At 74.6% G+C, this 13,378-nt stretch carries 11 protein-coding genes and 1 pseudogene; 7 read left to right on the top strand and 5 right to left on the bottom strand.

Annotated elements, in window-relative coordinates:
- Window positions 1-46: 46 nt before the first annotated feature.
- The 3 genes and pseudogenes from GA0070606_RS33330 to GA0070606_RS16445 all read left to right on the top strand — a co-directional run.
- Window positions 47-550, top strand: a pseudogene (locus tag GA0070606_RS33330) (LppU/SCO3897 family protein); the annotation flags it as partial.
- Window positions 551-1,188: 638 nt separating this feature from the next.
- Entirely contained in the window at window positions 1,189-1,617 is a 429-nt protein-coding gene (locus GA0070606_RS33885) for an LppU/SCO3897 family protein (protein ID WP_091107814.1), read from the top strand.
- Between the two features lie 152 nt (window positions 1,618-1,769).
- Complete coding sequence (locus GA0070606_RS16445; protein WP_091100646.1) at window positions 1,770-3,011, top strand: ATP-binding protein; 1,242 nt, start codon at window positions 1,770-1,772, stop codon at window positions 3,009-3,011.
- 141 nt (window positions 3,012-3,152) lie between these two features.
- Here GA0070606_RS16445 and GA0070606_RS16440 read toward each other — a convergent pair whose 3' ends face one another.
- Window positions 3,153-3,698, bottom strand: coding sequence for a GNAT family N-acetyltransferase (locus GA0070606_RS16440; RefSeq protein WP_245724711.1), 546 nt, complete (start codon window positions 3,696-3,698; stop codon window positions 3,153-3,155).
- Window positions 3,699-3,831: 133 nt separating this feature from the next.
- Here GA0070606_RS16440 and GA0070606_RS16435 point away from each other — a divergent pair, with 133 nt between their 5' ends.
- Window positions 3,832-4,377, top strand: coding sequence for a DoxX family protein (locus GA0070606_RS16435; RefSeq protein ID WP_091100638.1), 546 nt, complete (start codon window positions 3,832-3,834; stop codon window positions 4,375-4,377).
- Window positions 4,378-4,591: 214 nt separating this feature from the next.
- On the top strand, window positions 4,592-6,031 hold the full coding sequence (locus GA0070606_RS16430; protein WP_091100634.1) for a glycosyltransferase 87 family protein: 1,440 nt from the start codon (window positions 4,592-4,594) through the stop codon (window positions 6,029-6,031).
- Between the two features lie 15 nt (window positions 6,032-6,046).
- On the opposite strand, the gene GA0070606_RS16425 is transcribed toward GA0070606_RS16430, so the two are convergent.
- Genes GA0070606_RS16425 through moaC form a run of 4 tightly spaced genes read right to left on the bottom strand, consistent with a single transcriptional unit; the run spans window position 6,047 to window position 8,783 of the window.
- A complete protein-coding gene (locus GA0070606_RS16425; protein WP_245724710.1) occupies window positions 6,047-6,532 on the bottom strand; it encodes a molybdenum cofactor biosynthesis protein MoaE in 486 nt (161 codons plus the stop codon).
- On the bottom strand, window positions 6,529-7,788 hold the full coding sequence (locus GA0070606_RS16420) for a molybdopterin molybdotransferase MoeA (protein ID WP_091100631.1): 1,260 nt from the start codon (window positions 7,786-7,788) through the stop codon (window positions 6,529-6,531). Before GA0070606_RS16420 ends, GA0070606_RS16425 begins: the two co-directional genes overlap by 4 nt.
- 36 nt (window positions 7,789-7,824) lie before the next feature.
- On the bottom strand, window positions 7,825-8,295 hold the full coding sequence (locus GA0070606_RS16415) for a MogA/MoaB family molybdenum cofactor biosynthesis protein (RefSeq protein WP_091100627.1): 471 nt from the start codon (window positions 8,293-8,295) through the stop codon (window positions 7,825-7,827).
- Window positions 8,292-8,783, bottom strand: coding sequence for a cyclic pyranopterin monophosphate synthase MoaC (gene moaC, locus GA0070606_RS16410; RefSeq protein ID WP_091100624.1), 492 nt, complete (start codon window positions 8,781-8,783; stop codon window positions 8,292-8,294). The genes GA0070606_RS16415 and moaC overlap by 4 nt, the downstream gene beginning before the upstream one ends.
- Window positions 8,784-9,510: 727 nt before the next feature.
- On the opposite strand from moaC, the gene GA0070606_RS16405 reads away from it, so the two are divergent.
- Both GA0070606_RS16405 and GA0070606_RS16400 read left to right on the top strand, forming a co-directional pair.
- The gene (locus GA0070606_RS16405) at window positions 9,511-12,027 is read left to right on the top strand and encodes a putative bifunctional diguanylate cyclase/phosphodiesterase (protein WP_425413054.1); all 2,517 of its coding nucleotides are present in this window, start codon (window positions 9,511-9,513) and stop codon (window positions 12,025-12,027) included.
- Window positions 12,028-12,071: 44 nt separating this feature from the next.
- Window positions 12,072-13,373 (top strand): glycosyltransferase 87 family protein, encoded by a 1,302-nt coding sequence (locus GA0070606_RS16400; protein WP_176737337.1) that lies wholly within the window; start codon window positions 12,072-12,074, stop codon window positions 13,371-13,373.
- Window positions 13,374-13,378 lie beyond the last annotated feature (5 nt).

The following is a 13,378-nucleotide window of genomic DNA, read 5'->3' as shown; positions in this document are numbered from 1 at the left end:
CGGTCCCGCAGGGCAGCCGTACGCCCCCTGGCCCGACGCCGCGACGCCCCCCTCCCCGTACGCCGGCGGTCCCACCCCGCCGCCGGAGCGCCGACGCGGCCGGGGGCCGCTGGTCGCGGTGCTGGCGGCGGTGGCGGTGCTGGTCCTCGGCGGCGGCGCGGCGGTGTACTACCTGCTCGGCCAGGGTGACGAGGCGCCGGTGGCCACGCCGAGCGAGCCGGTGCCGGCCGGGACCGGCGTGCCGGAGGCACCGGCGAGCACCCCGACCGCGGCGCCCAGCGCCCCGGCTCCCGAATCCTCCGCCGACCCCCGCTTCGTGAAGGCCGGCCAGTGCGTCCGCAACGACGGCCCGGCCGGCGGCAAACCCAAGCTGCTGATCAGCGACTGCGGCCCGCAGACGTACGAGGTGCTGCGCCGGATCGACGGGGCGACCAGCGGCGAGAAGGACGCCGCGGCCAAATGCGCCAAGGTCGCCGGCTACACCAACTGGTATTTCTTCGACAGCGAGCTGGACACCCTCGACTTCGTGCTCTGCCTGAAGCAGCGCTGAGCCACCGCACCCCTGAGGAAGAGATGACAATCTACGGACCACCCGGACAGCCGGACGACCACTACCAGCGCCCACCCGGCACGCCGGGCGGTCCGCCGCCCGGCGACCCGGCCCCGCCGCCGTGGGGGCAGCCGCCCGCGGCCGGCGCGGAGCCGCCCACCGCACCCCAGTGGGGGCAGCCGCAGCCCGGTAACGAGCCGCCCACCGCACCCCAGTGGGGCCAGCCGCCGTCGGGCGGCGCCGAGCCGCCGGCAGCACCGCAGTGGGGCCAGCCGCCGTCGGGCGGCGCCGAGCCCTGGGGCCAGCCCTCGCAGCCGCCGACCTCCGGCTCGGGCTACCCGCCGCCGCCCAGCTCTGGTGCCGGATACCCGCCGCCGCCGACCTCTGGCTCGGGCTACCCGCCGCCGCCCAGCTCTGGTCCCGGATACCCGCCGCCGAGTTCGGGTGCCGGATACCCGCCCCCGGGCGGTCAGCCGTCGGCGGAGCAGGGCGGCTACCCGCCGGCCGGGCCGTTCCCGCCGGCCGGGCCGACGCCCGCGCCGGTGGCCGGTGACCAGTGGGGCGCGCCGCCGCCCCCCGGCGGCTACGGCACTGTGCCCCCCGCCCCGCCGGCGAAGAAGGGCGGGGGAAAGATCGCCCTGATCATCGGCCTGGTGGTGGTGCTCCTGCTCTGCCCGTGTCTCGGGATCGCCGGCTGGGCGGTCTGGCAGGCCGGCGACGAGGACGAGCCGGTGGTCACGGCGCCGACGACGAGCGCTTCCGCCACGCCGAGCACCGGGGCGACGGACGAGCCCAGCGCGGAGCCGAGCTCGGCCGAGCCGAGCCCGTCCGAGGATGACGACGACGACTTCGCCAAGGGCGACTGCGTGGTCAACGACGGCACCGCCACCGACGCCGAGCTGCGGAAGGTGCCCTGCGGCCCGAACACGTACGAGGTGCTGCTGCGCATCCCCGGCACGACCGACGGGGACCGGTGCAAGACCCGGGCGCCGGAGTCGACGGCGAACTACGTGCACAACAACTCGATCAACGCCTTGGACTACGTGCTCTGCCTGAAGAAGCGCTGATCGCCAAAACTAGGGCTGTCTAGCATGGACGCTAGACAGCCCTAGTTTTGTCTCGACGCCGATCCCGGGTCTCCGACGACGGCCCGACACGCCGATTCCCCCATCTACGGATGTCTAGCCCCGCAGCTAGACGGCCCGATACTGTGCGATGCGTGGATCCGGTCCGCAACCCGTACGCCCCGGGCGCCGGCCAGCGCCCGCCCGAGCTGGCCGGGCGGGGGCGCGAGCTGGACGTCTTCGACGTCGTGCTGGAGCGCATCGCCCGGGGCCGGCCCGAACGCAGCCTGATGCTCACCGGCCTGCGCGGCGTCGGCAAGACGGTGCTGCTCAACACCCTCCGTTCCCAGGCGATCAACCACCTCTGGGGCAGCGGCAAGATCGAGGCCCGGCCGGACCAGTCGCTGCGCCGCCCGATCGCCGCCGCGCTGCACATGGCCGTCCGGGAGCTGGCTCCCCGCCACCGCGCCCCCGACCGGATCGACACCTTCCTCGGCGTGCTCAGGGCGTTCGCCCAGCGCACCGCGCCGGCCGGCCGCGGCAACGCCGCCCCGAAGCTGCGCGACCGGTGGCAACCCGGCATCGACGTACCCGCCGCCAGCGGCCGCGCCGACTCCGGCGACATCGAGATCGACCTCGTCGAGCTGCTCACCGACGCCGCCGCGGTCGCCGCCGACGTCGGCACCGGCATCGCGATCTTCATCGACGAGATGCAGGACCTCGGCCCGGAGGACGTCTCCGCCCTCTGCGCCGCCTGCCACGAGCTGTCCCAGCTCGGCGCGCCGCTGATCGTGGTCGGCGCCGGGCTGCCGCACCTGCCGGCCGTGCTCAGCGCGGCCAAGTCCTACTCGGAGCGGCTCTTCCGCTACCAGCGCATCGACCGCCTCGACCGGATCGCCGCCGACCAGGCGCTCTGCGCGCCGGCCGAGCGCGAGGAGGTCGAGTACGAGCCGAAGGCCCTCGACCTGCTCTACGAGAAGTCCGGCGGCTACCCCTACTTCGTCCAGGCGTACGGGAAGGCGACCTGGGACCACGCGCCCCGCTCGCCGATCACCGCCGCCGACGTGCGGGTCGCCGCGCCCGAGGCGGAGGCCGAGCTGGCGGTCGGCTTCTTCGGCTCCCGGTTCGAACGGGCCACCCCGGCCGAGCGCGAGTACATGCGGGTCATGGCCACCCTCTCCCTGGTGGAGGGGGAGACCGACGGCGGCGGGCGGGACGACATGGACGCGGCAGTGCCGACGGCGGAGATCGCCCGCGCCCTCGGGCGCAAGCCGGCCAGCCTCTCCCCGGCGCGGGACGCGCTGATCAAGAAGGGCCTGATCTACTCGGGCGAACGCGGCACGGTCGCCTTCACCGTCCCCCACTTCGGCCGCTACCTGCGCACCCAGCCGGCCTGACTCCGCCGTCGGATGGGCCGCGACCAGCCTCGGTCGCGCGCCACCCGGCGAGCCGGTGGGACGGGCCGGGACCGGCGTCGCCAGCCAACCCTCGACCCCGGTGGAGCGGACCGACCGGCCGGAGCCCGACCGGCGCGAGGGTCAGACCTTGGACCAGGGCGGGGGGAAGATGACCTCGCCCCGGGGCGGGGGGCCCTCGCCACTGGTGGTCGGCGGGAGCACCAGGGCCTGCCACGGGTCGCCGAGGCCGGACCAGGGGCTGGTCAGGCCCATCCGGTCGGCCCTGCCGAAGCCGAACCGGTGGTAGTAGGACGGGGCGCCGAGCACCACCACCAGCCGCTCGCCCAGCTCGGTGGCCGCGTCCAGCGCGGCCTGGACCACGGCCGCGCCGAGCCCGATCCGCTGCCGGTGCGGCGCGACCGCCACCGGGCCGAGCGCCAACGCGGGGGCGGTGGCGTCGTCGGACCTCACCCGCACCCGGGTCAACAGGGCGTAGCCGGCGACCTCGCCGCCGTACTCGGCGACCATCGCCAGCTCGGGCACCCAGGCGTCGCCGCCGCGCAACTCGTCGACCAGCTCCACCTCGGGCGGCGTGGCCACGTCGGGCCGGGCGAAAGCGGCGGCCAGCACCCGACGGACCGCGCCGGTGTCGGCCGGGTCCTCGGGTCGCAGCCGCAACGTCGTCACGCCGGGGACGTTACCCCTCGTCACCGGTCCATCAGCGACGGTCGCTCGAATCGGCGTGGCGGATGTCCACGTCGACCGATCCGGATCGGCGGTTGCGGGGGTAGTCGTGCCGGTGACGGGGTATGACTGATCCATGAAACCCGTGCGCTCCCTCGCCCGCGCCATGTTGAGCGGCATCTTCGTGGTCAGCGGGTTCCACAACTTCAAGAACCCGGGACGGCTGGTCCCCGCCGCCAAGCCGGTGACCGACCGGGTCACGCCCCTGCTGGAGAGGGCCGACCCGCGCATCCCCACCGACACCGAGACGCTGATCCGCGTCAACGCGGCCGTCCAGGTCGGCGCCGGCCTGATGCTCGCCACCGGACGCTTCGCCCGGCCGGCGGCGCTGGTGCTCGCCGGCACGCTGGTCCCGGTGACCATCGCCGGGCATCCCTTCTGGAACACCGACGACCCCGCGGCGCGCAACAACAACCAGATCCACTTCCTGAAGAACCTCGGCCTCTTCGGCGGGCTGCTGCTCGCGGCGGCGGACACCGGCGGCAAGCCAGGCCTGCGGTGGCGGACCGGTCACCGGATCGGCCATTCCCGACGTTCCGTGCGCCGGGCTGTCCGTACCGCCCGCAGAGAGGCCCGAATCGCCGTACGATCGGCAGCGACGGCCCGACGACTCCCCGGCTGACCTGCGTCTATTCCTCCCCTCCGCCGGTCCCACCCGCCAACGCCCACGAATCACCTGAACCACCCGGTAGGCGTTAACGCGGTGGAAATGTCAAAAACATGTGTGGGATCGGACACGGTCGCATAACGCGGGAGGCATTAACGTGAGGCGCCGTTCTAGGCTCCGTGCAGGACCTGGACGGGTAGGACGACCTTGGTACGGGGGTGGCCACGCCATGCCGGCGACCGTCGGAAGACGGGTGGGCCGCCTCGCCCCAGTCCGTCGCGTAACGCGTGGGATCGATCGTAGGACAGTCGTACGGACCGGCATCGTGGCCGCAGTCGCCTTCGCCGCATGGCTCGCCATCGGTGCCTTCGGGCGGCCGTACAACTTCTTCGACATGAAGATCTACCACGGCGCGGTGGTGTGGTGGGCGAGCGGTCACGAGCTCTACGAGTTCATCGCACCCGGCACCACCCTGGGTTTCACCTACCCACCGTTCGGTGGTCTGGTCATGTTGCCGATGGCGCACCTGCCGGTCGAGCTGGCCGGGACGGTCAACGCTCTCGCCAGCATCGCCGCCCTGGCGATCGTGCTGGCCGGCCTGCTCCGCCCGATCGTCGACCGGCTCGGCTGGCCGCTCTGGTACACCGTCGCGATCGCGACGCCGCTGGCGGTCGCCATCGAACCGGCCCGCGAGACCCTCGGCTACGGCCAGGTCAACCTGCTCCTCTTCGCACTGATCATGGCCGATCTGATCGGCCTGCGCTGGCGGTCCCGCCGCGGGGCCGACGCCGCCGAGACCGACGGCCCGCTGCTGCGCTTCGTCTACAGCGGCGCGTGGGCCGGCGTCGGCATCGGCCTGGCCACCGCGGTCAAGCTGACCCCGGCCCTGTTCATCGTCTACCTGATGATCACGCGGCAGTGGCGGGCGGCGGCGACCGCGGTCGGCACGGTGGTCGCCGTGACCATCGGCTCCTTCGCCGTCGTCGGCACCGAGTCCCGGGCCTACTTCGGCGGCGTGCTCTGGCAGACCGAGCGGGTCGGGGCGGCCGACATGACGCCGAACCAGTCGCTGGCCGGCCTGCTGGCCCGGCTCTACGACTCGATCGAGACGCCCGGCCTGCTCTGGCTGTCCTTCGCCGTGCTGATGCTGGCGCTCGGTCTGTCCCGGGCCGCGAACGCGCGCGCCGACGGCGACGAGCTGACGGCGTTCACGCTGGTCGGCCTCACCACCAACGTGATCAGCCCGATCTCCTGGACGCACCACCTGGTCTGGGTCATCCCGGCGATCATCGTGCTGGCCGACGCCGCCGTACGCCGACGGGACGCCAGCCGGGGGCCGGCGCAGCGCTCCGGCCAGGGCCAGTACGGCGGGCTGCCGGGCGTCAACGGGCTGCGCCCGCCGATCTGGTACCCGACCCTCACCGGGCTCCGGCACGGCGTCGCGGCGGTCGGGCTCTACCTGCTCTTCCTGGTCTCGCCGATCTGGCCTTACGAGCACCAGCTCCCCGAGGTGTCGCACTACCAGGACGGCCTCTTCGGCGCCCTGATGGAAAACTCGCTGGCGTTGGCGCTGATCGTGCTCGTCGCCGCCCTGCCGTGGCGGCCCGGCGCCGAGCCGGCCTTCTACGGCGACCGGGTCAGCCGGCAGGCCGCGCTCGCCCGTCGCTGACCGGGCCGGCCGGCGTCAGGGGCAGTTCACCCACTCCTCGGTGCCGTCGGCGAAGACCTGCCGCTTCCAGATCGGCAGCCGCGCCTTGACCTCGTCGACCAGCCGGGCGCAGGCCGCGAACGCGGCGGCCCGGTGGGCGGTGCTGACCGCCGCGACCAGGGCCACGTCGCCGATGGCGAGCGGGCCGATCCGGTGCGACACGGCGACCGCGTACACGTCGGGGTCGGCGGCGATCTCGGCCGCCACCTCGCGCAGCACCCGCTCGGCGCTCGGGTGGCCCTCGTACTCCAGGCTGGTCACCGCGCGGCCGTGGTCGTGGTCGCGGACGACGCCCTGGAACGACACGACCGCGCCGGCCCGCCGGTCCCCGACGGCCGCCTCGTGGGCGGCGAGGTCGAGCGGCCGGTCGGTGACCTCGCCGTGGACGGTGGGCCGGTCGTCGGCCGGGTGGCCCGAGGCGTCGGCGGATCGGCTCGACGCGTCGGTGGCCGGCGCGGTCACCAGGCACGCTCCCCGGGCAGCAGCGGCAGCGGCACGACCGGCACCCGGTCGCCGGGCTCGCCCGAGGTGCCGGGGCGGATGACGGCGAACCCGTCCGCGCCGGCCAGCCCGCGCAGCATCGCCGAGCCGACGTGCCGGACGGGGTGGGCGGTGCCGGCGACCCGGTCCAGCCGGACCAGCGCCAGGTGCGTGTAGCCGCCCCGGCCGCGCACGGGCTCGGCGAGCGTGGCGTGCGGCAGCACCGGCATCGGGCGACCCGACAGGCCGGCCAGCAGCGGGGCGACCAGCGACACCAGGGCGACGACGGCGGACTGCGGGTTGCCGGGCAGCCCGGCGACGAACCGGACCCGCCCGTCGGCGTCGGCCAGCCGGGCCAGCAGCATCGGGAAGCCGGGCCGCACCGCGACCGTGTTGACCACGTAGTCGGCGCCGAGCGCCTCCAGGGTGGGATGCAGGTGGTCGACCGGCCCGTGCATCGTGCCGCCGGTGGTGCAGACCAGGTCGGCGGTGGCCAGCGCGGCGCGCAGCGCCGCCACGTGCGCGGGGAGGGTGTCCGCCACCGGCCCGACGACGTCCGACGGGCGCACCTGGCAGCCGTAGCGGCGCAGCCAGGCCGGCACCGCCGGCCCGAGCGCGTCGCGCACCCGGCCGGCACCGGGCGGGCCGGCCGTCAGCAGCTCGTCGCCGAAGACCAGCAGCGCCGCGCGCGGCTGCCGCCGGACCCGCAGGCTGTCGTGCCCGCACGAGGCGGCCAGGCCGATCAGCGCCGGGTCCACCGGCGTGCCGGCGGGGAGCAGTTCCTCCCCGGCGTACGCCTCCTCGCCGGGCTCGCGCCACTCCGGTGCCGGCCGCGGCGTGCCCTCGACCCGGCCGTCCGGCGTACGCCGGGACTCCTCGACGCGCAGCACGGCGGTGGCGCCCTCGGGCACCATCGCGCCGGTGGCGATCTCGACGGTCGTTCCGTCGTCGGTCAACGGCGCCGGGGTGCTGCCGGCCAGCACCCGCCCCACCGGACGCCACGGGCCGGTGCCGCGCACCGCCCAGCCGTCGACGCTGGAGGTGGGGAAGGCGGGCAGGTCGGTACGCGTGGTCAACGGTTCGGCGAGGGTGTGGCCGTCGACCTCGGCGAGTGGCCGGCTGACGGCGGGAAGCGCGGCGGCCAGGCCGACCGCGTACACCCGGGACCGGGCCTCCTCCCAGCCTGCCGGCGGCGGCGCGACGGCCGGCTCGGCGGCCGGTGCGGTTTCCGTGCTCACCGGCCGAGCCTAGCGGGTGCGGCGCGGACGGAAGGGTCAGTGGTCGCCGCCGCGGAGCTGGTCGACGGCGTGGGCGAGGACGGGCCCCAGCACGGCCAGTCCGTCCCGCGCGCCGCCGGTCGACCCCGGCAGGTTGACCACCAGCGTCCGGCCGGCCACGCCCGCGACGCCCCGGGAGAGCGCGGCGGCGGGCACCCTGTCCCGGCTGTGCGCCCGGATCGCCTCGGCGATGCCGGGGACCTCGTAGTCGAGCAGCGCCCGGGTCACGTCGGGGGTGCGGTCGGAGGGGTTGATCCCGGTGCCGCCGCTGGTCACGACGACGTCCACGCCGTCGGTCAGGGCCGCCCGCAGCGCCTCGCCCACCGGATCGCCGTCGGGCACCACCACCGGCCCGTCCACCTCGCAGCCGAGTTCGCGCAGCCCGGCGACCAGCAGCGGGCCGCTGGTGTCGGCGTAGATCCCCGCGGCGGCCCGGTTCGACGCCACCACCACCCGCGCCCGGATCACTGCCGGTCCTCGGGGCGGACCCACCCGCCGGTCTTGCCGCCCTCCTTGCGCAGCACCCGGACGGCGTCGACGCTCGCCGCCGGGTCGACCGCCTTCACCATGTCGACCAGCGCCAACCCGGCGACGGCCACCGCCGTCAGCGCCTCCATCTCCACGCCTGTGCGGTCCGCCGTCCGCGCCGTGGCGGCGATCTCCACGGTGTCGTCGGTGAGCGTCAGGTCGACCGTCACGCCGTGCAGGGCGATCGGGTGGCAGAGCGGGATCAGGTCCGGGGTGCGCTTGGCGCCCATGATGCCGGCGAGCCGACCGACCGCCAGCGCGTCGCCCTTGGGCAGACCGTCGCGGCGCAACAACTCGATCACCTCCGGCGTGGTGCGGAGCCGGCCGGCGGCGACGGCCAGGCGGCCGGTGACCGCCTTGGCGGAGACGTCGACCATCCGGGCCGCGCCGGCGTGGTCGACGTGGGTGAGCTGCGCGGAATCGGTCACGGCCGCGAGCCTATCGCCGTACGGCGGGATCGTCGCCCGCCGACGCTCCTGGGCTTCGGTCCGGCTCTCGACGCCGACGGGACACGACCGAATACGTAAGGCGAACGGCACCACCGGGCGAGAAGCTCATTACCGAGAGCGACCTCGCCCGAACATATGAACGAACAGTCGCGACCGATCGAACGGAGGACACTTAGCGGTCCCGGATGAATGACACAATCCCCCCGACCGATGCGCGTCGGTTCGCGCTGGTCGAGCGGCAATGACGGCAACGACGACAAGGCGGGCCACCCATGGGATATGGGCTGCCGGACAACGCGAGCAATTACGCCGCCACGGAACGCGTCGAGGCAGCGCCGGCCGGTTCGCGACGCGACCATGATCGGGTCTGCGGGCTCTTCGGTTTCGAAGCGCGGAGGCGGACACTGAGCGATTATCTGGTGTTAACCGGAGGCAGTTAGAAGTACAGCACTGCGTCCCGATACGGAAACAGAAAGTCACGACAAGTCTCGCGATTCTCATCCATTGCTCATAGTTACATATATCCCTCCAAAATTGCCTTAACCACACCTAGGCTGTGCCCGTAGCCGTAGCTGAGTTGGGTTTTCGACCAGGAGGGACAAGGCCATGTCGGCACACGAGTGGCAGTAAGAGGATTGTGGTCGTCGAGTGACCGTAGGTAGCCTTTGCGTCTGCCCACAGAGGGCGGGCGGCAGTCGGGGGTGCGGTGACACGACCGAACGCGGGCGAGACAGAGGCCGAGCGGCGGCTGACGCTGCACCTCGGCCTCGTCTGCGTTGTGGCCACGGCCGCGGCGGTCGTCTCCCTGCACAGGCTGACGCGACTCGACCTGTCGGGTGAAGACCTGGCGCTCAGCGTCAGCCTGATCTTCATGGCCGCCCTGGGTGTGACGATCAAGTGGCGCATCCGGATCCGCGCGACCGTCCACGCCATCTCCTGGAGCGAGACGGCGATCATCCTGAGCCTGGCGGTCGCGCCGACGCCGCTGGTCGTCCTGACCACCGGCGTCGGAGTGGCGATCGCCCTCGTGCTCATCAAGCTCCCACCGCTGAAGGCCGCCTTCGGAGTAGCCAAGAGCATGCTGCTGGCAACGGGCGCGGGGGTGACGCTCCACGCGGCCGGATGGCCACCGGCGCCCGCCGACCTCACCCGTGTGGTCGGGCTGATCGGGCTCGCCTACGCGGTCGCCGTGGTCCTGGACGAGCTGCTGACCCTCCCGGTCATCGCGCTCGCCACCGGCACCGGGCTCGCGCATCTCTTCCGGGAGGACCTGGGGATGCGGCTGACGAGCATGGTGGCGCGCTTCGCCCTCATCGTGACCACGCTCTTCATCCTGCGCGCCGACCCCAGACTCCTGCTCGCCGTGCCGCCCCTCGTGCTCAGCCTCCACCTGCTCTACTCCAACCGGGTCAAGGCCCGCACCGAGCAGCAGGCGTGGCAGCGGCTGGCCCGCACCACCGACGCGCTCAACGTGGTCGACCTCGACGAGGTCCTCACCACGGCGGTCACCCAGGCCGCCGAGCTGTTCTCCGCCGACGAGGTCGAGGTCGAGCTGCGCGACGGCCGGACCGTGCGCGGCGGGGCGGGCGGCATCACGCACGACGGGCCGGCCGGCGAGCCCACCACGGTCGACGGCACCGTGGTCCCGACCCCGCTGGAGGGGCACGACCGGACGGCCGACGTGGGCGTGCTGCGCCTGCGCTTCCGCGGGCCGGTGCGGCTCTCCGAGCGGGAGCAGTACACGTTGCGCACCTTCGCCTCGGCGCTGTGCACGGCGGTGCGCAACGCCCGGGCGTACGCCGAGCTGGCCCGGATCGCCGACGAGCACGCGTACGCCGCCACCCACGACGCGCTGACCGGGCTGGCCAACCGCCGCCACCTGCTCGACCAGGGCACCGAACACCTCCACGCCCGGCACGCCGACGGAGTGACCGCGCTGGTGCTGATCGACCTCAACCACTTCAAGGAGGTCAACGACACCCTCGGGCACGCCGCCGGGGACCAGGTCCTGGTGCAGGTCGCCGAGCGGTTGAGCGCCGCCGCCCAGGAGGGCGACCTGGTGGCCCGGCTGGGCGGCGACGAGTTCGCCGTACTCCTGCGGGGTCTGCCGGCCCCGGCGGTGGCCGCGCACCGCGCGGAGACCCTGCTCGCCGCCCTGCACGAGCCCTTCGACCTGGACGGCATGCGGATCAGCGTCGAGGCGAGCGGCGGAATCGCCGCCGCGCCCGCCACCGGCGGCGTGGCGGAGCTGCTGCGCCGCGCGGACGTGGCGATGTACCAGGCGAAACGGGCCGGGCAGCGGATCTCGACGTACGCCCCGACCCGGGACACCGCCGACCTCGGCCGGCTGACCCTCGGCGGGGAGTTGCCCCGCGCCGTCGCCGACCACGAGTTCACCGTCAACTTCCAACCCATCGTCGACCTCGGCTCCGGCCTGGTCACCGGCGCGGAAGCCCTGGCCCGCTGGCGCCACCCGGTCCACGGCGTGATCGATCCGCTGCGCTTCCTGGAGGCGGTGGAACGCTCGGGCCTGCTGCCGGCCTTCGCCGAGGCGATCCTCGACCAGGCGCTCATCGCGGCGCGTGCCTGGCGCGACGCCGGCTTCGACGTGCCGGTGGCGGTGAACGTCTCCCCGCGCAGCCTGCTCGACGCCCGGTTCCCGGGGTCGGTGCTGGCCCGGCTGCGGGCCCACGACCTGCCCCCCGACCGGCTGGTGCTGGAGCTGACCGAGACGCTCACGCTCAGCCAACTCGACGTGGTCGACCGGGTCCTCACCCGGCTGCGGGACGAGGGGATCCGGCTGGCGCTCGACGACTTCGGCACCGGCTACTCCTCACTGTCCCTGCTCTCCCGCATCCCCGTGCACGAACTGAAGATCGACCGCAGCTTCGTCACCGCCATGGAGAGCTCCGCCGAGGCCGCCGCCGTCATCCGATCCACCCTCGACCTGGGCCGCAGCCTCGGCCTCGACGTGGTGGCCGAGGGGGTGGAGAGCGAGCCGCAGCGCCGGGCGCTCTGGGAGCTGGGCTGCACCGCCGGCCAGGGCCACCTCTTCGCCCGACCGATGCCCGCGGGCACGCTCCTCACGGCGTTCCGGCGCGGCTCCGGGGGCAGCCCCGGCGCGCTCGCGCCACCGCTGCACGACACCGGCGCGGTGATCCGGCTCGCCCCCGGCCGCCGGCAGGGCGGGCGCGGCCGCACCGACCGCCACCTGCCCGCCTGACCGCCGCCCCGGGCCGGAGCGCCGGGTCTGCCAGACTGGCCCGCGTGACCGCCGCCCCGACCACCCGCCGCGGCTGGCGGGCCCTCGACTCCGCCGCCGGCGGCCTCGCCCTCGACCTCGGCCTGTACGCCGTGTCGGCCGCGTTCGCCGCGATCACCGCCGCCACGTCCACCCTGGTCCCGCACCGGGCCTGGGGCGGCGTCGCCGCCATCGGGTACCTCGTCGCCGCCCTCGCGGCGACCGGCCAACTCCTGCTGCGCCGACGCGACCCCCGAGCGCCGCTGACCGGCCTGCGGGCCCGCTGGGCGGTCACCGGTTTCGCCTGGTTCGCCACCGCCCTCCTGCCCCTGGCCTGGCAGAGCGTCGAGCGGGCCGGCGGGCGCACCGACCGCGCGCAGGAGGAGGTGCTGGTCGTCGAGGAGTCCGGCCGACGGCTGGTCGACACCGGCACGCCGTACCTCGGGCACGACGCCATCGCCGCCCTGCCACCCGGCGAGCAACTGCTCGGCTACACCCCCTACCAACCGGGGATGGCCCTGTTCGGGCTGCCCCGGGCCGCCGTCGACGCCTGGTGGACCGACGCCCGCGTCTGGTTCGCGGTCGGCACCGCGCTGGCGCTGCTCCTGGCGGTCCGCGCCCTGGCCCGCCGCGACCGCCCCGCCGGCCACGACACGACCGGCGCCGCCGTGCTCCGGGGCGTACAGGCCGCCACCGTGCTGCCGGTCTGCGCGCTGACCCTGGCCACCGGCGGCGACGACCTGCCCGTCCTCGCGCTCTGCCTGCTCGCGCTGGCCCTCGCCGCCACCGGCCGCCCCGGCCGGGCCGGGGTCGCCGTCGGCCTGGCCGGGGCACTGAAGCTCTTCGCCTGGCCGGTCGCCCTCGTGCTGATCATCTGGGGCATGACCCGGCGAGCCGGCCTGCGGGTGGCGGCGGGAGCGCTCGGCCTGCCCGCCGCCGCCCTCCTCCCGGCCCTGCTCGTCGACCGCGACGCGCTGGTCGAGAACGTGCTCCGCTTCCCGCTCGGACACGGCCTGGTGACCAGCCCGGCGCAGTCGCCGTTCCCCGGCCATCTGATCGCCACCACGCTGCCCGCCGGCCGCACCGTCGCCGCCGCCCTGCTGCTCGCCGCCGGGCTGGCGATCGCCGTCCGGCTCGCCCGCCGCCCGCCCCGCACCGCCGTCGCCGCCGCGCTGATCTGCGGGTACGGGCTGCTCGCCGCGATTCTGCTGATGCCCTCGACCCGCTTCGGCTACCTGCTCTACCCGCTCGCCCTCCTGGTCTGGGCCGCCGCGCTAAGGCACCCCGGTTCCGGCAACTGGCGGGCGAAGGACGGCGACACGGCGTAGACCTG

It is taken from the genome of Micromonospora citrea (genome assembly GCF_900090315.1).
In the GTDB taxonomy this organism is placed as follows: Bacteria; Actinomycetota; Actinomycetes; order Mycobacteriales; family Micromonosporaceae; genus Micromonospora; species Micromonospora citrea.
Note: the sequence above shows the minus strand (reverse complement) of the source record. Positions and strands in the feature narration are given on the sequence as shown.

Bases quoted from the DNA above. Each gene is read 5' to 3' on its own strand.
- GA0070606_RS16430 (WP_091100634.1), top strand. From the start codon at position 4,592: ATGCCGGCGACCGTCGGAAGACGGGTGGGCCGCCTCGCCCCAGTCCGT.
- GA0070606_RS16435 (WP_091100638.1), top strand. From the start codon at position 3,832: ATGAAACCCGTGCGCTCCCTCGCCCGCGCCATGTTGAGCGGCATCTTC.